Raw genomic sequence first — 25,787 nt, forward strand, 5'->3', positions numbered from 1 at the left:
ATGCGGCGCGACCTTCGTCAAGACGTGCCGCCGCCCCACTGGCCGGAAGGCATTGAGCTGAGCACCTATCGTCCAGAACTGGCGGTGGCCGTGCATCAGCTGATGCAACTCGGCTACCGCGAGGGCGGCGGTCGCGTGCCAGCGCTGGAGGAGTGGCAACAGCGCTTTGAAAGCGATGCCGAATACGATCCCGAGTTGTGCTGGATTGCCACAGACGCCGAAGGCGTGATCGGTGTGGCGCAGTGCTGGACCAGTTCCTACATCAAGAATCTGGTGGTGCATCCCCGCGCTCAGGGCTGTGGGCTGGGTCGGGCGTTGCTGTCACATGCATTCAAAGTGTTTCAGCAACGCCGTGAAGGGTTTGTCGATCTGAAGGTGCTGGAAGACAACCTGCGGGCGCAGCGGTTGTATGAAAGTGCCGGGATGTTTGTGGTTCGCCGGGAAATCGTGCCGGACTGATTCAAAGTCAAAAGATCGCAGCCTTCGGCAGCTCCTACAATGGAACGCATTCTCTGTAGGAGCTGCCGCAGGCTGCGATCTTTTAGCGATGTCTCGGCAACAAAATTCTTTAGGCATACTCCAACCTCTGGACACTCAAGACCAAGGATGCCGCCCCATGAAACCCCTCACCCTGAGCCTGCTCTGCCTCACCGCCCTCGCCTCCCAGGCCCACGCCTCCAGCCCCGACGCCTGGGCCGCGTACGACAAATCCGTACTCGCCAGTTGCACCAAGGCCAGCGGCCTGAAAGCTGCGAAACCGGTCGGCACACCCGCGCAATTCGATGACCGCGTTGGCTACACCGCCGTGCTGCTGCAAGGCCAATACCCGCAAAAACACATGAAAGGCCAGCAAGGCACTGAGCTGTGCCTGTACAGCAAAAAGTCGAAAACCGCGTTCGTCACCGAATGGGACTCGATTGGTCCGACCGCCAAGCCTTGAGGACTGGCGCACAACTTGCTTCGATCAGCCTCAGCCTGGCGACTTTACGTCGCCGTTTCACACCCTGATTGAAGATTGTTCGTGCAATGAAAACGACATTTTCCTGCGTCGGTTGCGGCAAATGCTGCACCGACCACCATGTGCCCCTGACCCTCGCCGAAGCCCGCATGTGGGCAGCGGACGGTGGTCAGGTGATCGTGCTGGTGGAGGCCTTTCTCGGCAACGGCCTGGGCCTGCCGGCGCAGCAGCGTGAACACGCCGAACGGCGTTCGGTGGCAGTGCGCAGCGGTGCCACCGACGCCCACGTGGCCATCACCTTCGCCGCCTACAATGTCGGTCGCTGCCGGAATCTTGACGAAGACAACCTGTGCCGCATCTACGAGCGCCGACCGCTGGTGTGCAGGATTTATCCCGCAGAGATCAATCCGCACATCCCGCTCAACCCAACCGCCAAGGATTGCCCGCCAGAGTCGTGGCAGCAGGGGCCGCTGCTGATTATCGGTGGGGAGCTGGTCGACCAGGAATTGCTGGAGCTGATCCAGCGCTCGCGCCAGGCCGATCGCGATGACATCCGGATCAAGGATGCGATCTGCGCCGCACTGGGAATTCGCACCACAGCACTCAAGGGCGACGGGTTTACCGCGTATTTGCCGCAGATGGACGCTTTTGCGGCTGTGATCGATCAGGTGTCTTCACAGCCACTGAACACAGCATCCAGTGAATGGCTGTTTCATTTGTCCGGGGATGATGTAGCCGGGCAATTGCTGGCGGCCGGTGCGCAGGTAGTGACGGAGCCGGCGCAGACGTATGCGTTCATTTCGCTGCGCGCGGCTTGATCGGAAATTCCTGCCGATTGGACTGGCCTCATCGCTGGCAAGCCAGCTCCCACAAGGTTCCATGTCATGCACAAGTCGTGTGAACACTCGAGAAACCTGTGGGAGCTGGCTTGCCAGCGATGGGGCCAGTGGGAACAGCATCAATCCTGTCCTTGCCGCCGCCCCCAGAACTCCCGCGCCAGCAAGCGCAAATCCCCCGCCAACCCCGCCACATCCTCAGAGTTGCGCTGACTCAGCCGCCCCTCATCCACCGTCAATTCGGACGCCGTGCGAATGCTGACGATATTGCGATGGATGTCTTCGCTCACCGCGCTCTGCTGCTCCACCGCTGCGGCAATCTGCAGGCTCATCTCGGTAATCTGCTCGACCCGCTCGCTGATTCCATCGAGCGCCCGCGCCGCACGCTGTGCCTGTTCGACGCTGTTATCCACATGCTCACTGCTTTGCTGCATCACCAGCACCGCATCGCGCGCGCCGTTTTGCAGGGTGCTGATCATTCGTTGAATCTCGTTGGTCGATTGCTGCGTGCGCCGCGCCAACCCGCGCACCTCATCCGCCACCACTGCAAAACCGCGCCCGGCATCGCCCGCGCGCGCCGCTTCGATCGCCGCGTTAAGCGCCAGCAGATTGGTCTGCTCGGCGATGCTGCGGATCACCTCCAGCACCCCGGAAATCTCGCTGCTGTGGCCTTCGAGCTGATGAATCACCTCGGTCGCCCGCCGCAACTCCTCGGCCAGACGCAACACCGCACTGCGACTTTCACCGACCAGCCAATGCCCTTCACGGGTTTCCGTATCGGCCAGGTCCGCCGCCACCGACGCCTGCTGCGCATGGCTGGCGACCTGCGCGACACTGGCGGCCATTTGGTGAATCGCTGCCGCCACCTGATCGGTTTCCGCCTGCTGCGCCAGCGAACTGCTGTGGCTTATTTGCAGATGATCAACCAGTTGCGCCGCATGCCCGGCCAACTGTTGCGATGCGTCCCCCATACGCCCGACCACCGCGCCGACCTGGGCTTCGAGCATCTGCAGGGCAAACTCGATCTGGCCGAACTCATCGCCGCGCCCGGTGTAAATGCCCTGGCTCAACGGATTGTCCGCGACCTGCCGCGCCCGTTCGCTCAGCCGCTCCAGCGGCCGCAAGATCCAGCGCACGCCCAACGTGCAGAGACTGCTGCCGACAACAAATGCCAGCCCATCGATCCACGCCGACTCCGGACGCAACCAGGCCTCGATCCCCAACACCACACCCAGCAACGCACTGGCCAACGCCGTGATCCTGCCGCGCAAACCTAACCTGAGCAGCGGCCGCCTTCCCTTCAATTCGCCACGCAACTGCGCATAAACCCGCTCCGCCGCGGCCACCCACCGCGCATCAGGCCGGGTGCGCACCGACTGATACTCCACCGCCACGCCGTTCTGCGTGACCGGCGTGACATAGGCGCTGACCCAATAATGGTCGCCATTCTTGCAACGATTCTTCACCAGCCCCATCCACGAACGACCGCTCTTGAGCGTCTGCCACATATGGGCAAACGCCTGCGCCGGCATGTCCGGGTGACGCAACAATTTATGCGGCGTGCCGAGCAATTCGTCGCGGCTATAACCGCTGATCTGAATGAAATCGTCGTTGGCGTAAGTGATCGCGCTGGTCAGATCGGTGGTCGAAAGAATGTTCGCATCCAGCGCCACATCGACGTTACGGCCGGTTACCGGGAGATTGATCTTCATGGAAAGCGCGCTCGTTTTATGGGAAGAGTCGGCAGGGCTGCTGACTCTAAGCGCACCAATTGGTCAAATATTGATCTGGCTCAGGGGATGAGCACTTAGCCATCACTGCGACGGAAAATCGCAGTCGATGGCTGAAGGCGGGATGAAACTCAGCGCTTGCCCATCGAACGGCGGGTACCCGGCGGGGCCATGCCCGGGGTCTTGGTGTGACCATTCTTGGCGCCGTTCTTGTACCACGGCTGATTCGAACCCTTGGCGGCCGCCAGTTCACCCGGTTTGAACGGGAACTTGAAAGCCGGGATCTCGGGTTTGGTCTCGCTGGCGTCGGTCAGCTTGGCCGGGACATCGCTCACAGCGTCGTCAACTGGCGGTTGGATCGGGGAAGTCATAAAAGCTCCGCAAAGCAAAAAGTCCGGCCCGAACAGTGAGCCGCGAAGGCGCGCAGTATACCTGCGCGCCTTGCGACAGCACCTGCAGATTTGCAGCGCACGCCGAACGGTTTACAGGTAAGTGATGGTGACGATGCCTTTGTCGGTCGAGGTCTGCAACGGTTCATAGGACATGGAGAGCGGCAGTGCCTGATGGCTGCAGGCATTGCGATACGTGTCCACATCGACGTTCACACCGGGCTTGATTTCAACTCGACGGGCCTCGGTGGAAGACAACGCTCCCGCACGCTCGACTGCACAGCCGGAATCAACGATCTGCCCTGTAAAACGGATCTCGCCGAATTGACTGCCGGGCGCGGCGAACGTGGTGAGTGGAAGCAGGAGAAGCACACATGACATTGCGGTTTTCAGCTTCATATCTAGACACTCCCGATGTGAGGCCCAGCGAAACCCGGGCTACACAATGTTTATCCGCGCTCGGGGCTGGATCTTGAGAAGATTAGTCGCCATTTGAGTCCCGAATCGGGAATGATCGAAGCCTTTTTGGCACCGGCTAACAACAATAGCTGGCAGAGATGCGTCGTCCGCACAGGCGTCTTCGCGAGCAAGCTCGCTCCCACAGGTGGACCGAGTACACCTGCCAGAGATTGGTCGGCTGTCAGGCCGCCATCGCTGGCAAGCCAGCTCCCACAAAAGAGCAAAAGCAAAAGCAAAAGCAAGATCAAAAGATCGCAGCCTGCGGCAGCTCCTACAGGGAAAACAAGTACAACCCGCACGCGGCGCATGCCGCCCCACTCAACAGGATGAGCGCAAGCTCGGCTGCAGCTCTTGATCTTGATCCACGGGCGACATCGGAAGGCTGAGTGGAGGGATTGATCCGGGGGTGGGAGCGCAGCGACCGTTTGGCGCAGCCAAACACAGCGAGAGGAGGTGCAGCGAAGCAAACCGTAGGCGCTGCGCCCGGATCAATCCCGCAGCGAAGGGACCCCGAGCCCCAGCGAGCGGGCCGAACGCAGGAGCGAGCGTTTTTTTGCTTACTTTTTTTTGGCGTTTGTAAAAAAAGTGAGTCGCCGTAAGGGCGAAACCATAATCAGCCACCCCCGCAGAAACGGATATACACCCCGGCGAAACTGACAGCGCTGACAGCCAGCCGTCACCCTCCTGACCCCCAAACAAGTTTATAAAGACCCAACCTGCCCAAACTCCAGCCCCTTGGCGCCCCATTTCATGCGAATCAAGAAAAACCAAGCCCTGCTAGCCGTAGTGATCGCCCTGGCCGCCGCAGGCACATGGTGGGCACTGAAACCCGCCCCGACCAAACTGGCCACCCCGACCGCCATCCCGGTCCGCGTCGTCACGGTCAGCGAAAAAGACGTCCCCCGCTACACCAGCGGCATCGGCTCGGTCCTCTCATTACACAGCGTCGTAGTGCGCCCACAAGTCGACGGTATCCTCACCAAAATCCTCGTCAAGGAAGGCCAACTCGTCAAAGCAGGCGACCTGCTCGCCACCATCGACGACCGCTCTATCCGCGCCAGCCTTGACCAGGCCCGCGCGCAACTGGGCGAAAGCCAGGCACAACTGCAAGTCGCCCTGGTCAACCTCAAGCGCTACAAACTGCTCAGCGTCGACGACGGCGTCTCCAAGCAGACGTACGACCAGCAACAGGCCCTGGTCAACCAACTCAAGGCCACCGCCCAAGGCAACCTGGCCTCGATTGACGCGGCGCAGGTACAACTTTCCTACACGCAGATCCGCTCACCAGTCACCGGCCGCGTCGGTATTCGTACAGTCGATGAAGGCAACTTCCTGCGCATGACCGACACCGCCGGCCTGTTCACCGTGACCCAGATCGACCCGATTGCCGTGGAATTCTCGCTGCCGCAGCAAATGCTGCCGACCCTGCAGGGCCTGATCAACGACCCGCAGCACGCTCAGGTCAAGGCCTACATCGGCGCCGACACCGATGGCGAAACCGGCAACCTGCTCGGCGAAGGTCACCTGACCCTGATCGACAACCAGATCAACGCCAACACCGGCACCATCCGCGCCAAGGCCGAGTTCGACAACGCCAGCCAGAAGCTCTGGCCGGGCCTGCTGGTGACGGTAAAAATTCAGACGGCACTGGATAAGAATGCGCTGGTGGTGCCGCCCACTGTCGTACAGCGCGGTCTCGATCAACACTTCGTTTACCGCGTGAACGGCGACAAAGTCGAAGCCGTACAAGTGCAGATGGTCTATCAGGGCAGCGGGCAGGACATCATCAAAGGCGTGAAGGCCGGTGACGTACTGGTGACCGACGGCCAGTCGCGGCTCAAACCCGGCTCGACCGTGCAGGTCATGAGCGAGCCGCCACAGGTGGTGCAAGCGGAGCCGAAACCATGAAGGCGCACAAAGGCGTCTCCACCTGGTGCATCGATCACCCGGTCGCGACGATTCTGCTGACCATCGCATTGGTGCTGGTCGGCGTGATTGCCTTCCCGCGCCTGCCGATTGCCCCACTGCCGGAAGCGGAATTTCCGACAATTCAGGTCTCGGCGCAGTTGCCCGGCGCCAGCCCCGACACCATGGCTTCGTCCGTGGCCACGCCGCTGGAGGTGCAATTCAGCGCCATCCCCGGCATGACCCAGATGACCTCCAGCAGCGCGCTCGGCTCCAGCCTGCTGACCCTGCAATTCACCCTCGACAAGAGCATCGACACCGCCGCTCAGGAAGTCCAGGCCGCGATCAATACCGCCGCCGGCAAGCTGCCCAAGGACATGCCGACCCTGCCGACCTGGAAGAAGGTCAACCCGGCCGACAGCCCGGTACTGATCCTCAGCGTCAGCTCGACGCAAATGCCCGGCACCGAACTCAGCGACCTGGTGGAAACCCTGCTGGCGCGTCAGATCAGTCAGATCGACGGTGTAGGCCAGATCAACATCACCGGTCAGCAACGTCCGGCGATCCGTGTGCAGGCCTCGGCCGACAAACTGGCGGCGATCGGCCTGACACTCGCCGACATTCGTCTGGCGATCCAGCAGACCAGCCTCAACCTCGCCAAAGGTGCGTTGTACGGCGAATCGAGCATCTCCACGCTGTCGACCAACGATCAGTTGTTCCACCCCGAGGACTACAGCCAACTCATCGTTTCCTACAAGGACGGCGCACCGGTTCACCTGCGCGATGTCGCCAAAGTCGTCAACGGTTCGGAAGATGCCTACGTGCAGGCCTGGGCCGGTGATCAACCCGGGGTGAACTTGGTGATCTCGCGCCAGCCCGGCGCCAACATCGTCGAAACCGTCGACCGCATTCAAGCCGCCCTGCCCGGCCTCGAAGCCATGCTCCCGGCCTCGGTGCAAGTAAAAACCTTGATCGACCGCACCCAGACCATTCGCGCCTCGCTGCATGAAGTCGAGATCACTCTGCTGATCGCGATTCTGCTGGTGGTGGCAGTGATGGCGCTGTTCCTGCGCCAGTTGTCGGCGACCATGATCGTCTCGGCGGTACTCGGCGTGTCGCTGACCGCCAGTTTCGCCCTGATGTACCTGCTGGGATTCAGCCTGAACAACCTGACGCTGGTGGCGATTGTCGTGGCCGTCGGGTTTGTCGTGGACGATGCGATTGTCGTGGTGGAGAACATCCACCGGCATCTGGAGGCCGGCGACAGCATGCGCGAAGCGGCGGTCAAAGGTGCCGGCGAGATCGGCTTCACCGTGGTTTCGATCAGTTTCTCGCTGGTGGCAGCGTTTATTCCGTTGCTGTTCATGGGCGGCGTGGTCGGGCGGTTGTTCAAGGAATTCGCCCTGACGGCGACCTCGACCATTCTGATTTCGGTGGTGGTGTCGCTGACCCTCGCGCCGACGCTGGCCGCGCTGTTCATGCGCAAACCGGTGCACCACGCCCACGACAAACCGGGCTTCAGCGAGCGCTTGCTGGCCTGGTACGAAAAGGGTCTGCGCCGTGCCCTCGCCCACCAGAAACTGATGATCGGCGTGTTCGGCCTGTCGCTGGCACTGGCGATTGCCGGTTACATCTTTATCCCCAAGGGTTTCTTCCCGGTGCAGGACACCGGGTTTGTCCTCGGCACCACCGAAGCCGCTGCGGATATTTCCTACGGCGACATGGTGAAAAAACACCTGGCGATGGCCGAAATCGTCGCCGCCGATCCGGCCGTTCAGGCGTTCTCGCACTCGGTCGGTGTGTCCGGCAGCAACCAGACCATCGCCAACGGCCGCTTCTGGATTGCCCTGAAAAAACGCGGCGACCGCGACGTCTCGGCCAGCCAGTTCATCGACCGCATTCGTCCGCAACTGATGAAAGTCCCGGGCATCGTCCTGTACCTGCGCGCCGGCCAGGACATCAACCTCAGCTCCGGGCCGAGCCGCGCGCAGTACCAATACGTGCTCAAGAGCAATGACGGCGCGACCCTCGCCACCTGGACCCAGCGTCTGACCGAAAAGCTGCGCAGCAACCCGGCGTTCCGCGACATTTCCAACGACCTGCAACTGGGCGGCAGCATCACCCACATCAGCATCGACCGCAGTGCCGCCGCGCGTTTTGGCCTGACCGCCAGTGACGTCGACGAAGCGCTGTACGACGCCTTCGGCCAGCGCCAGATCAACGAATTTCAGACCCAGGTCAATCAGTACAACGTGATTCTGGAACTGGACACCAAGCAACGCGGCAAGGCCGAAAGCCTCAACTATTTCTACCTGCGCTCGCCGCTGAGTGGCGAGATGGTGCCGCTGTCGGCGCTGGCCAAATTCGATGCGCCGACCATCGGCCCGCTGTCGATTGCTCATGACGGCATGTTCCCGGCCGCCAACCTGTCGTTCAACCTGGCGCCCGGCGTGGCCTTGGGTGATGCGGTGATTCTGCTCAATCAGGCCAAGGCCGAGATCGGCATGCCGACCGCGATCAGCGGCAATTTCCAGGGCGCGGCGCAGGCGTTCCAGAGTTCGCTGGCCAGTCAGCCGTGGCTGATTCTCGCGGCGCTGGTGGCGGTGTACATCATTCTCGGCGTGCTTTATGAGAGCTTCGTGCATCCGCTGACGATCATCTCGACCCTGCCGGCAGCCGGTCTCGGTGCGGTGATCATGCTGTGGATCTGCGGCCAGGACTTCTCGATCATGGCGTTGATCGGCTTGGTGTTGCTGATCGGTATCGTCAAAAAGAACGGAATTCTGATGATCGACTTTGCCCTTGAGGCGCAGCGCAATCGCGGCTTGCCGCCGCAGGATGCGATTTACGAGGCGTGCCTGACGCGATTCCGGCCGATCATCATGACCACCCTCGCCGCCCTGCTGGGTGCCCTGCCGCTGATGCTCGGTTATGGCACCGGCGCCGAACTGCGCCAGCCGCTGGGGATCGCGGTGGTGGGCGGCTTGCTGGTCAGCCAGATGCTGACGCTGTTTACCACGCCGGTCATATACTTGTGGCTTGAGCGGCTGTTCCACAGGCCCAAACCAATGCCCACGACGGCATTGGCGACTACAGACTGAGGCGGTCATGCGCGTTCTGATTATCGAAGACGAGGAAAAAACCGCGGACTATCTGCACCGCGGTCTGACGGAACAGGGTTACACCGTGGACCTGGCCCGCGACGGCGTCGAAGGCCTGCACCTGGCGCTGGAAAGCGACTACGCGGTGATCGTCCTCGACGTGATGTTGCCGGGCCTGGACGGCTTTGGCGTACTGCGCGCGTTACGTGCGCGCAAGCAGACTCCGGTGATCATGCTCACCGCCCGTGAGCGCGTCGAAGATCGCATCAAGGGCTTGCGCGACGGCGCCGATGATTACCTCGGCAAGCCGTTTTCCTTCCTCGAACTGGTGGCGCGCCTGCAAGCGCTGACCCGACGCAGCGGCGGGCATGAACCGGTACAAGTGAGCATCGCCGACCTGTGGATCGACCTGATCAGCCGCAAGGCTACCCGCGCCGGCACCCGGCTGGACCTGACCGCCAAAGAGTTTTCGCTACTGAGCGTCCTCGCCCGCCGGCAAGGTGAAATCCTCTCGAAAACCGCGATTGCCGAGATGGTCTGGGACATCAATTTCGACAGCGATGCGAATGTCGTCGAAGTCGCGATCAAACGTCTGCGGGCCAAGCTCGACGGGCCGTTCGACGAGAAACTGCTGCACACGATTCGTGGCATGGGTTATGTGCTGGAGAGCCGTGGTGTCCAGTAATTCGATTGCCCTGCGTTTAAGCGGGATGTTCACCCTGGTGGCGCTGCTGGTGTTTCTGTTGATCGGCGGCGCGCTGTATCAACAGGTCGACAAGGGCTTGGGCCTGCTCCCGGAAGCCGAGCTGGATGCGCGTTACAGCGTGCTCGAATCGGCGCTCAATCGTTACGGCACACCCGAGCATTGGGTGAAGATCAACGCCAAGCTCAAGCTGCTCGGCGAAGAGGACAAGCGCATCCGTTTCTGGGTGGTCAGCGCTGATCCCGGTTACGAGTATGGCGAGCCTGACGCGCAAATCCGCGCCTTCGCCAAAGGCCCAACCGGTATGCATGACCTGCAATTGCCCGAGCATCCTTATCCGCTGAAAGTGCTGCTCACCGAGTTGCCGGCCAAGGATCAGCGCCCGCCGCTGCGGTTCATGATCGGCATCGACACCGAAACGTTCCACGAGACCCAACACAAGCTGTTGATCGCTCTCGTCAGCCTCGCGATTGTCGGTGTACTGATGGCCTCGGCGCTGGGGTACTGGGTCGCGCGAATCGGCCTCAAGCCGTTGATCAAACTGTCGGACGAAGCCCAGCGCCTCGCGCCCCCCCTGCGGGCCGGACGCTTGCGGATGTCGCCATTGCCGCCGGAGCTTGAGCAGTTTGTCGATTCGTTCAACTCCACGCTGGAGCGGGTCGAACAGGCCTACTCACGACTGGAATCGTTCAACGCCGATGTCGCCCATGAACTGCGCTCGCCACTGACCAACCTGATTGGCCAGACCCAGGTCGCGCTGACCCGCGGGCGCTCCGCCGAGCATTACTTCGAAGTGCTGCAATCGAACCTCGAAGAGCTGGAACGCCTGCGTTCGATCATCAACGACATGCTGTTTCTGGCCAGCGCCGACCAGGGCAGCAAGGCCACCAAACTGACCGAGACTTCTTTGGCCGATGAAGTCGCGACCACGCTTGAGTACCTGGATTTCATCCTCGAAGACGCGCAAGTGCAGGTCCACGTCAGTGGCGATGCACAGGTGAGCATCGAGATCGCGCATCTGCGCCGGGCATTGATCAATCTGCTGAGCAACGCCGTGCAGCACACCGAGCCGGGCAAGGTGATCGAAGTGCGGATCGAGGTTGAAGACCATCAGGTCAGCATTGGTGTGGCCAACCCGGGATCGCCGATTGCCAGCGAGCACTTGCCGCGTCTGTTCGAGCGCTTCTATCGAGTCGATGCCTCGCGCAGCAACAGCGGCAACAACCATGGATTGGGGCTGGCGATCGTCAAGGCGATTGCGCTGATGCACGGTGGGGATGTGTTTGTGCGAAGTGATCGGGGGATGAATACCTTCGGGATTTATTTGCCTGTTTAGAAGCCCCTCACCCTAACCCTCTCCCGGAGGGAGAGGGGACTGACCGAGCTGTTCTCTGGAGTTGCATCGACCTGAAATATCCAGTTGAACTCAAGTTTTGAAAAGCCCCCGATCTGCTCCCTTTCCCCCTCGCCCCCTTGGGGGAGAGGGCTGGGGTGAGGGGGTTGCTCTTGGCTGCACCGAGACCTTCGACTTTTACCTCCTGCGCAACAGTCATTTATGAAAATCACGCTGTTTCTCGGCGCCCGGCAACCTTATCTTTGCCCGCACCAAACAGCACTTGCCAAGCAAGAAGGTTTTCAAGATGTCCAACAGTATGGGTATTGCCAGCGCTTTCGTTTTGTCCTCATTGATCCTGTCGCCGATGGCGATGGCTGAAGAATCGCAGGCGTTCGTCGCGCAGAATGCTGCTCGCGCTCACGCGTTCGAACAGTCCCGGGCAGAAGTGATGGCCAAGTCGCAAGACGCCTCGCAAGCCCCACAGGCCGCCACTTCCCAGGCTCAAGCGGCCGAGAAAGACAGCTGAGTCGCGCACCGCGAAACATTTCCCTCGACGCGGTTGTTTGGCTCTTCCCGTTCAACCGTCGTCCTTCCAGGCCGCTGCCTTTCAGCGGCCTTTTTTCGTTGTGGTCTGAAAGCCGTTTGGTTCGTCTGTAACAACAAGAAATATCCCGCACCTCAAGACATTGAAGTGTCAGTTGACCCAAGGAGCTCCATCGCAAGTGCGTTACCCAGTCAGCTTCACCCCGTTGTTCATTGCAATTGCCGCAACGATTGCCCCCGCCGCCCATGCCGACGAAGCCGCCAGGGAAGGTTTCGTCGAAGGCTCGAGCCTCAACCTCAACGCTCGCAACTACTACATGAATCGCAACCGCCTGCAGCAGGCGGACGATAACATCGAGTGGGGTCAGGGTTTTCTCGGGATCTTCCAGTCGGGTTACACCGAAGGCACGGTCGGCTTCGGCATCGACGCCCACGCCATGCTCGGGCTGAAGCTCGACGGCGGTGGCGGTACCGATGGCTCGAGCATCCTGCCGATCAGCGATGGCAATGGCAAAGCGCCGGGCTCGTTCTCGACCGCAGGTGGCACGTTGAAAATGCGCGCGTTCGATACCGAGTTGAAGGCCGGTGACCTGTTCCTCACCAACCCGGTGATTGCCGGCGGTGAATCGCGCATGTTGCCGCAGACCTTTCGTGGCGTCAGCCTGACCAACCACGGCTTCGACGGCTGGATGTTCGAAGGTGGCCAGGCCAGTTTCACCAAGCCGTACAACCAGAGCGGTCGCCAGCGCATCGGCACCTCGTACGGCAAACTCGCCGAGGGCGACGAAAGCCGCCACCTGAACTGGGCCGGCGTGTCCTGGAGCGGCGTCGAAGGGCTTACCAGCAATCTGTACGCCGCCGAGCTGAAGGACATCTGGAACCAGTACTACTACGACCTGGACTACACCTGGCAGTTGAACGATCTGGTCAGCCTCAACCCGGGCCTGCACTTCTACCACACGCAGGACACCGGCGACGCGCTGCTGGGTAACATCGACAACAACACCTACAGCCTGCATTTCACCGTCGGCATCGGCAACCACAGCGTCACCGCTGCGTACCAGCGCGTGAACGGCAACACGCCGTTCGACTACATCAGCCAGGGCGACAGCGTTTACCTCGACAACTCGCAACAGTACTCGGACTTCAACGGCCCCAACGAGCGCTCGTGGAAGCTCAAGTACGCCTACGACTTCGCCGGTCTCGGTCTGCCGGGTCTGACGTCGGCAGTTTCCTATTCGCGTGGCACCGTGGACCTGACCAAGGTCGATCCGGACAGCAAAGGCTATGCCTCGTGGTACAGCGCCGACGGTCGCAACGCCAAGCACTGGGAGCGCGACCTCGATCTGAAATACGTGGTGCAGAGCGGCCAGGCGAAAGATCTCGCGGTGCGCCTGCAATGGGCGACCAACCGTGGCGGCAACGGCTACGGCGCGATCGATACCGACACCGATGAATACCGCGTGATTGTCGACTACCCGATCAACGTCTTCTAAGATCACCTCAAGTCAGTCGCGACTGGCGCAGAACCTGTGGCGAGGGAGCTTGCTCCCGCTGGACTGCGTAGCAGGCCCCTCCTCGAAAGCAAGGGGGTCGCTGCGCAACCCGGCGGGAGCAAGCTCCCTCGCCACAGACGGTTCCGTGTTTGTGCAACTACTCTTATAAGTCTCAGCCCAATCGAAAGCCCCATCATGATCGCGAGCCGTACCCCACCTCTGGCGGGCAAGCCCGGACGCCCCGAATTGCTGCTGATCTGCGGCAGTTCGCTGACCGTGATCGCGATTCTGTGCATCGTCACTTTTCTGCTGATTCGTGAGCACGCCAACGCTCAGGAAGCGGCCACCCGCAGTGCCACCACCATCGCCCAGTTGATCGACGCCGACGTCCTGCGCACGGTCGAGTTGTACGACCTGACCCTGCAAGGCCTGATCGCCGCCGCCCAGCGCGATGACTTGCGCGACGTCACCCCGCAGATTCGCCATCTGGCATTGTTCGACCGCTCGACCACCGCGCGCTTCAAGGGCGACATTCTCCTGCTGGACAAGCATGGCGATGTGGTTGCCGACTCATCGCGGATCGAACCGAAACCGGGCAACTTTGCCGATCGTGATTACTTTCTCGCCCACGCCTTCAACCGCGATACCGGCATGTTCATCAGCCGCCCATTCAAGACTCGCTGCGATTGCGACGACGCCAATCAGTGGCGCATCAGCTTCAGTCGGCGGATCTCCTCGGACACCGGCGAATTCGCCGGAGTGGCGGTGGCGTCGATGAAACTGGACTACTTCGATCAGTTGTTCAACAGCCTCGACATCGGCAAAGACAGCACGCTGAACATCATCAACAGCGACGGCGTGCTACTGGCGCAGAAGCCGCATCTGCAAAGCGACTCCATCGGCAAGAGTTTCGGTAACCGGCCCAACGTGGTGCGGATTCTCGGCGACAAGGATGGCAGCGGCAGTTTCACCAGCACTTCGAGCATGGACCACCAGCAACGGCTTTACACCTATTCGCGGGTCGGCAACTTGCCGCTGACGGTGATGGTCGCGCTCTCCAGTGATGAGGTGTTCGGCACTTGGCGACGCACGGCACTGTTGATCAGTGGCGCCACCGGCGTGCTGTGTGCCGGGCTGCTGTGGCTGACCTGGCTGCTCGCCCGCGAGCTGCGTTTGCGCCAGCGCGCCGAACGCGAGCTGGCGCAACTGGCTGCCACCGATGCGCTGACCGGCGTGGCCAACCGGCGGATGCTCGATCAGTCGCTGCGCCACGAATGGTTCCGCGCCCAGCGTTCGGGCAAGCCGCTGTCGGTGATGATGATCGATGCCGACCACTTCAAGGCGTTCAACGACCGTCACGGGCATCAGGCCGGCGACCAGGCGCTACGCGAACTGGCCAAGGTGATCACGGCGAACGTGCGCCGCCCCGGCGATCTGGTCGCCCGTTACGGCGGCGAAGAGTTCTCGGTGATTCTCGCCGAAACCGACAGCAGCGGTGCCCGGCAAATTGCTGAACACATTCGTCAGGCGGTGGAGCAGATGCCGAGGGTCGAGGGCGCGGACGTGGCAATGACCGTCAGTATCGGTATCAGTACCTGGACATCGGCTGTCGAGATGTCGCTGGAGCAACTGCTGTTTGCGGCGGACAAGGCGCTGTATCAGGCCAAGGAGAGCGGTCGCAATCGCGTAGTCAGTTCGTAAGATCAAAAGATCGCAGCCTTCGGCAGCTCCTACAGTTGGACTAACTTTCCCTGTAGGAACTGCCGAAGGCTGTGATCTTTTGCTTTGAATAAAGGCATAAAAAAAGGCCATCCGAGGATGGCCTTCAAAAAACTAGAGAGGTTTTTTACTTACACTGCCGCAACCGGGCGCATGTAAGAGATCGGTGCAGTGCTGGCGTCTTCGAACGTCACGACTTCCCAAGCATCTGTCTGCTCAATCAACTTGCGCAGCAGCTGGTTGTTCAGTGCATGACCGGACTTGAAGCCTTTGAACTCACCAATCAGGCTGTTACCCAACAGGTACAGGTCGCCAATCGCATCGAGGATCTTGTGCTTCACGAATTCGTCTTCGTAGCGAAGACCGTCTTCGTTCAGTACACCATCGGAATCCACCACGATCGCGTTTTCAACGCTGCCGCCGAGTGCGAGGTTGTGCTTGCGCAGGTACTCGATGTCACTCATGAAACCGAAAGTACGCGCGCGGCTGACTTCTTTTACGAACGAAGTGCTGGAAAAATCCACGCTTGCACTTTGGGTGCGGTCCCGGAAAACCGGGTGATCGAAATCGATCTCGAAGCTCACCTTGAACCCTTCGAAAGGGACGAAAGTGGCGCGCTTGTCGCCGTCTTCCACTGTCACTTCACGCAGGATGCGGATGAATTTCTTGGCGGCGTCCTGCTCTTCCAGGCCAGCCGATTGAATCAGGAATACGAACGGTCCAGCGCTGCCATCCATGATCGGGACTTCGGACGCGGAGAGCTCGACGTAGGCGTTATCGATGCCCAGGCCAGCCATGGCCGAGAGCAAGTGCTCTACCGTGTCCACTTTGACGTCGCCATTGATCAGCGTCGTCGACATAGTGGTTTCACCGACGTTTTCCGCGCGGGCAGGAATCTGCACCACAGGGTCGAGGTCAGCGCGACAAAACACAATGCCAGTGTCGACAGGCGCAGGCTTGAGGGTCAGGTAGACCTTCTCCCCGGAATGCAGGCCTACACCTGTGGCACGGATAATATTTTTCAGTGTGCGTTGTTTAATCATGGCTTGGGCCGCTTCAGCGCAAATTGCGAACTGGTATCAACAAAGGCTGGCGATAATAGCAGACCGAGCCTTTGCTGAACACCAATCACCGTCATAGCCCTGATACATTCCATCAATCGGCCTGACGACGCAGGAATGCCGGGATGTCCAGGTAATCCAGATCGTCCTGCGGGTTCATCTTCGCGGCAGTCGCAGCACCGGCCTGAGCCTGGTTGCGCATGACGGTCGGACGGTCCAGGTCACGGTAGTTCACCGCCGGAGCTTCCTGACGCGCAGGAGCCGGTTGTTGAACCTGAGCGGCAGCCATGGAGGTGTGAACGGTGTTGTCGATGACCTTCACAGGCTTCTCGATTTTCGCGCCCAGACCGGTGGCAACCACAGTAACGTGCAGTTCGTCGCGCATGTCCGGATCGATCACGGTACCGACCTTGACCATTGCGTGCTCGGAAGCGAAGGCTTCGATGATGCTACCCACGTCGGAGTACTCACCCAGGGACAGGTCAGGACCGGCGGTGATGTTCACCAGGATGCCGCGTGCACCTTGCAGGTTCACGTCTTCCAGCAGCGGGTTGCGGATGGCCGCTTCGGTCGCTTCACGTGCACGGTTCGGACCGCTGGCGCAGCCAGTGCCCATCATCGCCATGCCCATTTCGCTCATCACGGTACGCACGTCGGCGAAGTCGACGTTGATCATGCCCGGACGCTTGATGATGTCGGAGATACCGCGCACGGCACCGGCCAGTACGTCGTCAGCCTTGGCGAACGCCGACAGCAAGCTGGCGTCTTTGCCGAGAATGGTCAGCAGCTTCTCGTTCGGAATGGTGATCAGCGAATCGACGCTTTCGGAGAGCATGCGGATGCCTTCGTCGGCGATCTGCATACGCTTGCGGCCTTCGAACGGGAACGGACGGGTCACGACCGCAACCGTCAGGATGCCCATTTCCTTGGCCACTTCGGCGATGATCGGCGCAGCACCGGTACCGGTACCGCCGCCCATGCCAGTGGTGATGAACACCATGTTGGTGCCGGCCAGCACTTCAGCGATGCGCTCGCGATCTTCCAGCGCAGCCTGACGGCCGACTTCCGGGTTGGCGCCGGCGCCCAGGCCTTTGGTCACACCGGTGCCCAGTTGCAGGATGGTGCGCGCGCCGATGTTTTTCAGCGCTTGAGCATCAGTGTTGGCGCAGATGAATTCAACGCCTTCGATGTTGCTCTTGACCATGTGGTTGACAGCGTTGCCGCCGCCACCGCCAACACCGATAACTTTGATTACCGGGCTTGCGGGGATGTTGTCTACGAGTTCGAACATTTTCCCTCTCCTTACATTCTCTAGTTTTTTCGCCTACTGCATTTTTGTAGCGGTGTTGCGGTAAAGCTTTAGAAGTTGCCTTGAACCCACTTCTTCAATCGGTCCAGCAACGGCGCCTGTGGCTCATCGTTGCTGTAGCTGTCGCGGCTGCCGATGCCCGAGAACGAGATCCCGTCGGACTGCTTCTGCAGGCCGTACATCAGCAAGCCAACGCCAGTGGAATAAATCGGGTTGCGCACCACGTCATCCAGACCTTTCACGCCGTGCGGCACGCCCAGGCGCACCGGCATGTGGAAGATTTCCTCTGCCAGCTCGGTGGCACCTTCCATCTTCGAGGTACCGCCGGTCAGGACGATGCCCGCCGGGATCAGGTCTTCGTAGCCGCTGCGACGCAGTTCGGCCTGGATCAGGGTGAACAGTTCGTCGTAACGCGGCTCGACCACTTCGGCCAGGGCCTGACGCGACAGTTCGCGCGGTGGACGGTCGCCAACGCTCGGCACCTTGATGGTTTCACCGGCACCGGCCAGTTTGGCCAGGGCACAGGCGTAGCGGATCTTGATCTCTTCGGCGTACTGGGTCGGGGTGCGCAACGCCATGGCGATGTCGTTGGTCACCTGATCACCGGCAATCGGGATCACCGCGGTGTGGCGGATCGCGCCTTCGGTGAAGATCGCGATGTCGGTGGTGCCGCCGCCGATGTCGACCAGGCAGACGCCCAGCTCTTTTTCGTCGTCGGTCAGTACCGAGTAGGCCGAGGCCAGTTGCTCGAGAATGATGTCGTCGATTTCCAGGCCGCAGCGACGCACGCATTTTTCAATGTTCTGTGCGGCGTTGACGGCGCAGGTGACCACGTGAACCTTGGCTTCCAGACGCACGCCGGACATGCCCAGAGGCTCGCGGACGCCTTCCTGGTTATCGATCACGTAATCCTGCGGCAGGGTGTGCAGCACGCGCTGGTCAGCCGGGATCGCCACGGCCTGGGCGGCGTCGAGTACGCGCTCCAGGTCAGCCGAACTCACTTCGCGGTCACGAATCGCCACGATGCCGTGGGAGTTCAGGCTGCGGATGTGATTGCCGGCCACGCCGACGAACGCCGAGTGAATGCGGCAGCCGGCCATCAGTTGGGCTTCTTCGATCGCGCGCTGGATCGATTGCACGGTGGACTCGATGTTCACCACCACGCCCTTCTTCAGGCCGCGGGACGGGTGAGTACCGATACCGACGATTTCCAGCGTGCCGTCGTCCGCGACCTCGCCTACCAGCGCCACCACCTTGGAGGTGCCGATATCCAGACCGACGATCATTTTGCCGCTTTGCACGTTTGCCATGGGTCCTGCCTCTTCTTAATTCTTTGCGACAGCGGGTTGGGCTGTCGTCGGCGCTACTGGTTCCCGCCAGCCAACAGCGAGGCCGTTGGCGTAGCGCAGATCGATGCGCGCAATGTTCGTAATCTGGTCTTTAAGCGTCTTGTCATAGATGGCGATGAAGCGGCGCATCTTTTCCACCAGGTTGCCGCGTCCCAGCAGCAGCTCGATGCCGGGGCCGGAGCTGCCGGCACCGGTGGTCAGGAACCAGCTGCCACGTTCACGCAGTTCCAGGCGCGCGATCGAGAAACCCAGCGGCCGGAGCATCTGGCTCAGCACCTGATACTGCTGCATCACTTGCTGCTGGGCCCGTTGTGGGCCGAACAGCTGTGGCAGGTGTTCGTAGTTCGCCAGCTCCTTGGGCGTAAACGCCTGGCCCTGGTTGTTGAGCAGCGACTCGTCGCCCCAACGGGCCACGGGCAGTTGCTCTTCGAGGCGGATCACCACCTGGTCCGGCCACACCCGGCGTACTTCGGCGTGGGCGATCCACGGCATCTGCTCAAGCTCGGTACGCATACTGGCCAGATCAATGGTGAAGAAGCTCGACGCGACGTACGGGGCGATTCGCTGCTGCACCGCTTGCTGACTGATGTAGCTCAAGTCGCCCTGCACAGCGATCTTGGTGATCGGCCGGTCGGCGTAAGGCAGCAAACGCTGCGCGCCTTCGTAGGTACCGAACCCGAGCGCCACCAGCAGCACCGGCCAGAACAGGCTTTTCAGAAAGCCGAAATTGGCTTTCGGCAGGCGCGCGGACATCGGCTCTTTGGCCACCATTCGGCTGGCACCCCGCGGCACCGGCTTGCGGCCGGGTGCGGGTGGCTGATGTCTGAGATGAGCGCCTTGCATGGTCTTAACCTCGCGCCTCTGTGTTACCGGAGCCTTCAACACTGGCGGCCAGAATGGCCAGAACCAGTTGCTGGAAGTCCAGACCGGCAGCACGGGCCGCCATCGGCACCAGACTGTGATCGGTCATGCCCGGTGCGGTGTTCACTTCCAGGAACCAGAACTGTCCGTCGGCGTCCTGCATCACGTCCGCCCTGCCCCAACCGGCAATACCCAGCGCCTCACAGGCCTTGGCCGTGAGATCCATGAGTTCCTGTTCCTTGGCGGCATCCAGCCCGCACGGAATGCGGTACTGGGTATCGTTGGCGATGTACTTGGCGTCGTAGTCGTAGAACGTGTGCGGTGTACCCAGGGCGATAGGAGGCAACACCTGGTCACGCAGGGTGGCGATGGTGAACTCCGGACCTTGAATCCATTGCTCCACCAAGACTTGCGAATCGTAGGTACTGGCCGCTTTCCATGCGTCGATCAACTCGGACGCAGAACTCACTTTGGCCATCCCGATACTTGAACCTTCATGCGCCGGTTTGACGATCAAAGGGAAGCCCAGTTCCGTCGCCGCGGAAATACAATCGGCTTCGCTGCACAGCACGGCGTGACGCGGCGTCGGAATCCCGAGGCTGTGCCAGACCTGCTTGGTGCGCAGTTTGTCCATCGCCAGTGCCGAGGCGAGGATGCCGCTGCCGGTGTAGGGAATGCCGGCGCATTCGAGCAGGCCCTGCATGGAGCCGTCCTCACCGCCACGGCCGTGGAGAATGATGAACGCACGGTCGATCTTTTCGCTCAGCAGACGCTGCAGAAAATCCTCGCCGACGTCGATCCCGAACGCGTCCACACCCGCGCTTTGCAGCGCGTCGAGCACAGCGTTACCGGACTTCAGCGAAACCTCACGCTCGGCACTCATGCCACCGAACAGCACGGCGACACGCCCGAAGTCTTTCGGCGCGATGGTGGAGAACAGGTTGGCGTAGGCAGCAGTCATTTCAACTTCCCCTCGACCGACGCCGCCACGGCGCCGGCGAACAATTCACTTTTCAACAGCTTCGGCGCGAGACCGCCGATATCCCCGGCGCCCTGGCACAGCAGGATGTCGCCGGCACGCAGCAGCGGCTTGACCAGCGGCGCGAGGTCGACACCGCGCTCGATGTAGATCGGGTCGAGCTGACCGCGCTGACGGATGCTGTTGCACAACTTGCGGCTGTCCGCGCCCGGGATCGGCTCTTCGCCGGCCGGATAGACTTCCATCAGCAGCAGCACGTTGGCATCGGCCAGTACATTGACGAAATCGTCGTACAGGTCGCGGGTGCGGCTGTAACGATGCGGCTGGTAGACCATCACCAGACGGCGCTCCGGCCAGCCACCGCGCACGGCTTTGATCACCGCCGCGACTTCGGTCGGGTGGTGACCATAGTCGTCGACCAGCATCACGTTGCCGCCGTCCACCGGCAGTTCGCCGTAGACCTGGAAGCGTCGGCCAACGCCCTGGAACCCGGACAGGCCCTGAACGATGGCTTCATCACTGACGCCTTCGTCGGTGGCGATGCAGATGGTCGCCAGCGAGTTGAGCACGTTGTGGTTGCCCGGCATGTTCACGGAAACATCCAGCGGCTCGCGGTCAGGACGCAGCACGGTGAAGAACGTCTGCATGCCTTGCTGGCGCACATTGATCGCGCGCACGTCGGCGTCTTCGCTGAAGCCGTAGGTCACGGTCGGACGTTTGACCAGCGGCAGGATTTCACGCACCACCGGATCGTCCAGGCACATCACCGCCAAACCGTAGAACGGCAGGTTGTGCAGGAACTCGACGAAGGTTTTCTTCAGTTTGTTGAAGTCACCGTCGTAGGTCGCCATGTGGTCGGCGTCGATGTTGGTAACCACCGCCACCAGCGGTTGCAGGTGCAGGAAGCTCGCATCGCTTTCGTCGGCTTCGGCGATCAGATAGCGACTGGTGCCGAGCTGGGCATTGGTACCCGCCGCATTCAGACGGCCACCGATGACGAAGGTCGGGTCCAGGCCACCGGCGGCGAACACCGAAGCGATCAGGCTCGTGGTGGTGGTTTTGCCGTGAGTACCGGCGACGGCGATGCCGTGGCGATAGCGCATCAGCTCGGCGAGCATCTCGGCACGCGGTACCACCGGGATACGGCGCTCAAGGGCGGTCGCCACTTCCGGGTTGGAAGTGTTCACAGCGCTCGAGACCACCAGCACGTCAGCGGTAGCGGCGTTCTCGGCACGGTGACCGATATAGATGTGCGCACCGAACGATTCCAGACGCTCGGTCACCGGCGAAGCCTTCAGGTCGGAACCGGACACTTCATAGCCCAGGTTCAACAACACTTCAGCGATGCCGCACATGCCCACGCCGCCGATACCGACGAAGTGGATGCGACGGATGCGGCGCATTTCCGGTTGTGGCATGGCTTTCTGATTCTCAACCATGGGCCACCTCCAGGCAGGTATCGACCACGCTACGGGTGGCATCGGGTTTGGCCAGACGGCGGGCCGCTTGGGCCATTTCTTCGAGTCGTTGCGGTTGCATCAAGACCTCTGTCAGGCGCGCGGCAAGGTCCGCGGCACCAGTCGTTCTTTGCGGCATCACGAAGGCAGCGCCTTCACGGGCCAAATAATCGGCGTTGCGGGTCTGGTGATCGTCGATCGCGTGGGGCAAAGGCACCAGCATCGAGGGCAGACCAACGGCGGCCAGCTCACTGATGGTCAGCGCGCCAGCGCGGCACACCACCAGGTCAGCCCAGCCATAGGCCTGGGCCATGTCTTTGATGAACGGCTGCACCTGCGCATCCACGCCAGCGGCGCGATAGCGCTCTGCAGTCACTTCATCGTGGTTTTTGCCGGCCTGATGAAACACGTCCGGACGCAAATCGGCGGGGACTTGCGCCAAGGCTTCAGGCAGCAACTTGTTCAACGGTTCTGCGCCCAGGCTTCCGCCGAGGATCAGCAAACGCGCTTTGCGCCCGGCCAGAGCCGGTCGCGATGTTTCGAGGAACAGCTCGCTGCGCACCGGGTTTCCGGTGGTACGGCGGCTGTCCGACAGAGTAAAGGTGTCGGGGAACGCTTCACACACCCGGGCGGCGAACGGCACCAGCAACCGATTGGCGGTGCCGGCCACGGCGTTCTGTTCGTGAACGATCACCGGCACACCGGCCAGTTTCGCGGCAATCCCGCCAGGCCCGGTCACATAACCACCGAAGCCGACCACGCAGACTGGACGCAGCTTGCGAATCACCGCCCGCGCCTGCCACACCGACTTGAGCAACATGAACGGCGCCTTGAGCAGCGACAGCTTGCCCTTGCCACGCAAACCCGTGGCATTGATGCGGTGCAGTTCAAGACCTGCAGCCGGTACCAGATCGTTTTCGATCCCGCGTGGCGTGCCGAGCCAATGCACGGTGTAGCCGCGCGCTTGGAATTCGCGGGCACAGGACAGCGCCGGGAACACGTGGCCACCGGTGCCGCCGGCCATGATCAATACGTTAGCGCCCATGGTTCGGCTCCTCGGCGAAGTCGCTCTCATGGAACTCCATCTCTTCACTGCCCAGGTGAGTCCGACTCTCCCACTCGATCCTCAGCAACAAGCCGAGGCAGGCGCAGCAGATCACCAGGGAACTGCCGCCATAACTGAGGAACGGCAGGGTCAGGCCCTTGGTCGGCAGCAGACCGACGTTCACCCCGATGTTGATCAGGAACTGACCGATCCACAGGAACGACAGACCGTAGGCCACATACGCGGCGAAGAACTGCTTGGCCTTCTCGGCCCACAGACCGATGTACATGCCGCGAATACACACGAACACGAACAGCGCCACGGTGCACAGCGAACCGACGGCGCCGAGCTCTTCGGCCAGCACCGAGAACACGAAGTCGGTGTGCGCTTCAGGCAGATAGAACTGTTTCTGCACGCTGTTGCCCAGGCCAACGCCCAGCCACTCACCGCGACCGAAGGCAATCAACGCCTGCGACAACTGATAACCGGCGCCGAACTGGTCGGCCCACGGGTCGGCGAAGTTAGTCAGACGCGCCATCCGGTAGGGCTGCATCTGAATCAGCAAGACCACGGCCCCGACTGCGAGAACCACCATCAGCGAGAAGCGGAACAGCCCGACTCCGCCGAGGAACAGCATCGCCGCCGCAGCCCCCATCATTACCACGGTGGCACCGAAGTCCGGCTCCATCAGCAACAGGCCCGCCATCGGCAGCAGCACGATGAAGGGCTTGAAGAAGCCCATCCAGCTCTCGCGCACTTCTTTCTGCCGACGCACCAGATAACCGGCGAGGTAGATCACCACGAAGACTTTGGCGATCTCCGACGGCTGTACGTTGAAGAAGCTGAAACCGATCCAGCGCATCGAACCGTTCACTTCACGGCCGATCCCGGGGACGATCACCATCACCAGCAGACCGAATGCACCGATCAGCATCATCCAGCCCAGACGCTGCCAGGTGGCGATCGGAATCATCATGGTGATGATGCAGGCACCCAGGCCCAGCGCCACATAGATCAGGTGGCGAATCATGTAGTACAGCGCGCTGCCCGACTGCGCCGCCGCCACTTCGGTGGAGGCCGAGGCGATCATGATCAGGCCCAGGCCCAGCAGCGCCAGGCAGCCGGCGAGCATCGGGAAATCGAGGTCGATGCCACGGCCGGTAATGATCGGAGACGGGTAAGGCTTGATGATATTGCGCAGGCTCATGCCAGATCCTCCACGGCGCGGACGAACTGGTGACCACGATCCTCGTAATTCTTGAACATGTCGAAACTGGCGCAGGCCGGCGACAGCAGCACCACGTCACCCGGTTGGGCGACCGCGCGGCATTGCTCGACGGCTTCGACCAGCGAACCGGCGCGGATCAGCGGCACGGCGTCACCGATGGCTGCGCCGATCTTGTCGGAGTCGCGCCCCATCAGGATCACGGCGCGGCAGTTGGCCGCCACCGGATGGCGCAAATCGTTGAACTCGGCGCCCTTGCCGTCGCCACCGGCGATCAGCACGACCTTGCCGTCGATATCCGCACCCAGGCCTTCGATGGCGGCCAGTGCGGCGCCGACGTTGGTGGCCTTGGAATCGTTGTAGTAACCGACGCCGTCGAGATCACGCAGCCACTGGCAGCGGTGTTCGAGGCCGGTGAAATTGCGCAGTGCCGACAGCATGGCGTCGAACGGCAGGCCGACCGCATGCCCCAGTGCCAGTGCCGCGAGGGCATTGGCCTGGTTATGCGCGCCGCGCACTTTCAGTTCGCGCACTGGCATCAGGTTCTGGAATTCGAAGGCCAGGTATTTCTCGCCGTCTTCTTCGCGCAGGCCGAAGGCCTTGAAATCGGGTTTGTTCAGGCCGAAGGTCCAGCACGGCTGGCCCTCGCCGATCAGCGGACGGCTGAGCGCATCCTGACGGTTGACCACGAACTGCTTGGCGCCACGGAAGATCCGGTGCTTGGCCAGGTGGTACGCCGGCAGGCCGCTGTAGCGGTCCATATGGTCTTCGCTGATGTTGAGCACGGTGGCCACTTCGGCGTTGAGCTGGTCGGTGGTTTCCAGCTGAAAACTCGACAGCTCCATCACGTACAGCTCGACGTCGTCGCTGAGCAGGTCCAGCGCCGGCGTGCCGAGGTTGCCGCCCACCGCGACGCGTTTGCCGGCTGCAGCCGCCATCTCGCCGACCAGGGTGGTGACGGTACTTTTCGCGTTGGAACCGGTGATGGCCACGATCGGCGCCCGCGCGTTACGCGCGAACAGCTCGATGTCGCCGGACATTTTCACGCCACGGGCGGCAGCGGCTTGCAGGGCCGGGGTCGCCAGCGCCAGGCCGGGGCTCACGTAGAGCTCGTCGGCACGGCACAGGAATTCGACGTCCAGCTCGCCACAACGCACTTCCACGTGCGGATAGTCACGCTTGAGCGTGGCCAGTTCCGGTGGATTGTCCCGCGTATCGGCGACGGCAAACGACACGCCCCGGTTCGCCAGGAAGCGAACCAGGGACATGCCGCTCTTGCCGAGGCCGACAACGATGCGGAAGTGGTCAGAAGCGATCAGAGACACT

22 protein-coding genes and 1 pseudogene are annotated in these 25,787 nt (G+C 61.6%); 10 read left to right on the forward strand and 13 right to left on the reverse strand.

Annotated features, from left to right (window positions below; translation table 11 throughout):
* The 3 genes from ACYZUM_RS20735 (at nucleotide 1) to ACYZUM_RS20745 (ending at nucleotide 1,776) form a co-directional block, all read left to right on the forward strand.
* Nucleotides 1–459 (forward strand): GNAT family N-acetyltransferase, encoded by a 459-nt coding sequence (locus ACYZUM_RS20735; RefSeq protein ID WP_086791654.1) that lies wholly within the window; start codon nucleotides 1–3, stop codon nucleotides 457–459.
* A gap of 157 nt (nucleotides 460–616) precedes the next feature.
* Nucleotides 617–940, forward strand: a complete 324-nt coding sequence (locus ACYZUM_RS20740) for a hypothetical protein (protein WP_430292261.1) — start codon at nucleotides 617–619, stop codon at nucleotides 938–940.
* Between the two features lie 86 nt (nucleotides 941–1,026).
* Entirely contained in the window at nucleotides 1,027–1,776 is a 750-nt protein-coding gene (locus ACYZUM_RS20745) for a YkgJ family cysteine cluster protein (protein ID WP_473061158.1), read from the forward strand.
* Nucleotides 1,777–1,916: 140 nt separating this feature from the next.
* Here ACYZUM_RS20745 and ACYZUM_RS20750 read toward each other — a convergent pair whose 3' ends face one another.
* From ACYZUM_RS20750 to ACYZUM_RS20765, 4 genes and pseudogenes are all read right to left on the reverse strand, one after another.
* Nucleotides 1,917–3,023, reverse strand: a complete 1,107-nt coding sequence (locus tag ACYZUM_RS20750; RefSeq protein WP_473061368.1) for a methyl-accepting chemotaxis protein — start codon at nucleotides 3,021–3,023, stop codon at nucleotides 1,917–1,919.
* Nucleotides 3,024–3,224: 201 nt separating this feature from the next.
* A pseudogene (locus tag ACYZUM_RS20755) lies at nucleotides 3,225–3,506 on the reverse strand (PAS domain-containing protein); the annotation flags it as partial.
* A gap of 149 nt (nucleotides 3,507–3,655) precedes the next feature.
* Nucleotides 3,656–3,895: a hypothetical protein gene (locus ACYZUM_RS20760; protein ID WP_473061159.1), complete on the reverse strand. Its 240-nt coding sequence runs from the start codon at nucleotides 3,893–3,895 to the stop codon at nucleotides 3,656–3,658.
* A 111-nt stretch (nucleotides 3,896–4,006) separates the two neighbouring features.
* Nucleotides 4,007–4,312, reverse strand: a complete 306-nt coding sequence (locus ACYZUM_RS20765) for a type 1 fimbrial protein (RefSeq protein WP_473061160.1) — start codon at nucleotides 4,310–4,312, stop codon at nucleotides 4,007–4,009.
* Nucleotides 4,313–5,122: 810 nt separating this feature from the next.
* On the opposite strand from ACYZUM_RS20765, the gene ACYZUM_RS20770 reads away from it, so the two are divergent.
* The 7 genes from ACYZUM_RS20770 to ACYZUM_RS20800 all read left to right on the forward strand — a co-directional run bounded on the left by ACYZUM_RS20770 (nucleotide 5,123) and on the right by ACYZUM_RS20800 (nucleotide 15,157).
* Nucleotides 5,123–6,280, forward strand: coding sequence for an efflux RND transporter periplasmic adaptor subunit (locus ACYZUM_RS20770; RefSeq protein WP_473061161.1), 1,158 nt, complete (start codon nucleotides 5,123–5,125; stop codon nucleotides 6,278–6,280).
* The gene (locus tag ACYZUM_RS20775) at nucleotides 6,277–9,378 is read left to right on the forward strand and encodes a multidrug efflux RND transporter permease subunit (protein ID WP_473061162.1); all 3,102 of its coding nucleotides are present in this window, start codon (nucleotides 6,277–6,279) and stop codon (nucleotides 9,376–9,378) included. Before ACYZUM_RS20770 ends, ACYZUM_RS20775 begins: the two co-directional genes overlap by 4 nt.
* Before the next feature lie 7 nt (nucleotides 9,379–9,385).
* Nucleotides 9,386–10,063, forward strand: a complete 678-nt coding sequence (locus ACYZUM_RS20780) for a heavy metal response regulator transcription factor (protein WP_007916978.1) — start codon at nucleotides 9,386–9,388, stop codon at nucleotides 10,061–10,063.
* The gene (locus ACYZUM_RS20785) at nucleotides 10,053–11,417 is read left to right on the forward strand and encodes a heavy metal sensor histidine kinase (protein WP_473061163.1); all 1,365 of its coding nucleotides are present in this window, start codon (nucleotides 10,053–10,055) and stop codon (nucleotides 11,415–11,417) included. The genes ACYZUM_RS20780 and ACYZUM_RS20785 overlap by 11 nt, the downstream gene beginning before the upstream one ends.
* 304 nt (nucleotides 11,418–11,721) lie before the next feature.
* Nucleotides 11,722–11,943 (forward strand): hypothetical protein, encoded by a 222-nt coding sequence (locus tag ACYZUM_RS20790; protein ID WP_047296402.1) that lies wholly within the window; start codon nucleotides 11,722–11,724, stop codon nucleotides 11,941–11,943.
* A 196-nt stretch (nucleotides 11,944–12,139) separates the two neighbouring features.
* On the forward strand, nucleotides 12,140–13,456 hold the full coding sequence (locus ACYZUM_RS20795; protein ID WP_473061164.1) for an OprD family porin: 1,317 nt from the start codon (nucleotides 12,140–12,142) through the stop codon (nucleotides 13,454–13,456).
* Nucleotides 13,457–13,651: 195 nt separating this feature from the next.
* Complete coding sequence (locus ACYZUM_RS20800) at nucleotides 13,652–15,157, forward strand: sensor domain-containing diguanylate cyclase (RefSeq protein WP_473061165.1); 1,506 nt, start codon at nucleotides 13,652–13,654, stop codon at nucleotides 15,155–15,157.
* 149 nt (nucleotides 15,158–15,306) lie between these two features.
* Here ACYZUM_RS20800 and lpxC read toward each other — a convergent pair whose 3' ends face one another.
* The 9 genes from lpxC to murD all read right to left on the reverse strand — a co-directional run bounded on the left by lpxC (nucleotide 15,307) and on the right by murD (nucleotide 25,786).
* Nucleotides 15,307–16,218, reverse strand: a complete 912-nt coding sequence (gene lpxC / locus ACYZUM_RS20805; protein WP_007961638.1) for a UDP-3-O-acyl-N-acetylglucosamine deacetylase — start codon at nucleotides 16,216–16,218, stop codon at nucleotides 15,307–15,309.
* Between the two features lie 112 nt (nucleotides 16,219–16,330).
* Nucleotides 16,331–17,527: a cell division protein FtsZ gene (gene ftsZ, locus ACYZUM_RS20810; protein WP_025109282.1), complete on the reverse strand. Its 1,197-nt coding sequence runs from the start codon at nucleotides 17,525–17,527 to the stop codon at nucleotides 16,331–16,333.
* A gap of 68 nt (nucleotides 17,528–17,595) precedes the next feature.
* A complete protein-coding gene (ftsA, locus tag ACYZUM_RS20815; protein WP_003228014.1) occupies nucleotides 17,596–18,855 on the reverse strand; it encodes a cell division protein FtsA in 1,260 nt (419 codons plus the stop codon).
* A gap of 15 nt (nucleotides 18,856–18,870) precedes the next feature.
* Nucleotides 18,871–19,737, reverse strand: coding sequence for a cell division protein FtsQ/DivIB (locus ACYZUM_RS20820; protein ID WP_007961636.1), 867 nt, complete (start codon nucleotides 19,735–19,737; stop codon nucleotides 18,871–18,873).
* 4 nt (nucleotides 19,738–19,741) lie between these two features.
* The gene (locus tag ACYZUM_RS20825; RefSeq protein WP_473061166.1) at nucleotides 19,742–20,716 is read right to left on the reverse strand and encodes a D-alanine--D-alanine ligase; all 975 of its coding nucleotides are present in this window, start codon (nucleotides 20,714–20,716) and stop codon (nucleotides 19,742–19,744) included.
* Nucleotides 20,713–22,173, reverse strand: coding sequence for a UDP-N-acetylmuramate--L-alanine ligase (murC, locus tag ACYZUM_RS20830; RefSeq protein WP_007961634.1), 1,461 nt, complete (start codon nucleotides 22,171–22,173; stop codon nucleotides 20,713–20,715). Before murC ends, ACYZUM_RS20825 begins: the two co-directional genes overlap by 4 nt.
* Nucleotides 22,166–23,236 (reverse strand): undecaprenyldiphospho-muramoylpentapeptide beta-N-acetylglucosaminyltransferase, encoded by a 1,071-nt coding sequence (gene murG, locus ACYZUM_RS20835; protein ID WP_047296414.1) that lies wholly within the window; start codon nucleotides 23,234–23,236, stop codon nucleotides 22,166–22,168. Before murG ends, murC begins: the two co-directional genes overlap by 8 nt.
* The gene (ftsW, locus tag ACYZUM_RS20840) at nucleotides 23,226–24,443 is read right to left on the reverse strand and encodes a putative lipid II flippase FtsW (RefSeq protein ID WP_003228018.1); all 1,218 of its coding nucleotides are present in this window, start codon (nucleotides 24,441–24,443) and stop codon (nucleotides 23,226–23,228) included. Before ftsW ends, murG begins: the two co-directional genes overlap by 11 nt.
* Complete coding sequence (murD, locus tag ACYZUM_RS20845) at nucleotides 24,440–25,786, reverse strand: UDP-N-acetylmuramoyl-L-alanine--D-glutamate ligase (protein WP_473061167.1); 1,347 nt, start codon at nucleotides 25,784–25,786, stop codon at nucleotides 24,440–24,442. Before murD ends, ftsW begins: the two co-directional genes overlap by 4 nt.
* Between the last annotated feature and the right edge of the window lies 1 nt (nucleotide 25,787).

It is taken from the genome of Pseudomonas sp. m6p (assembly GCF_055760375.1).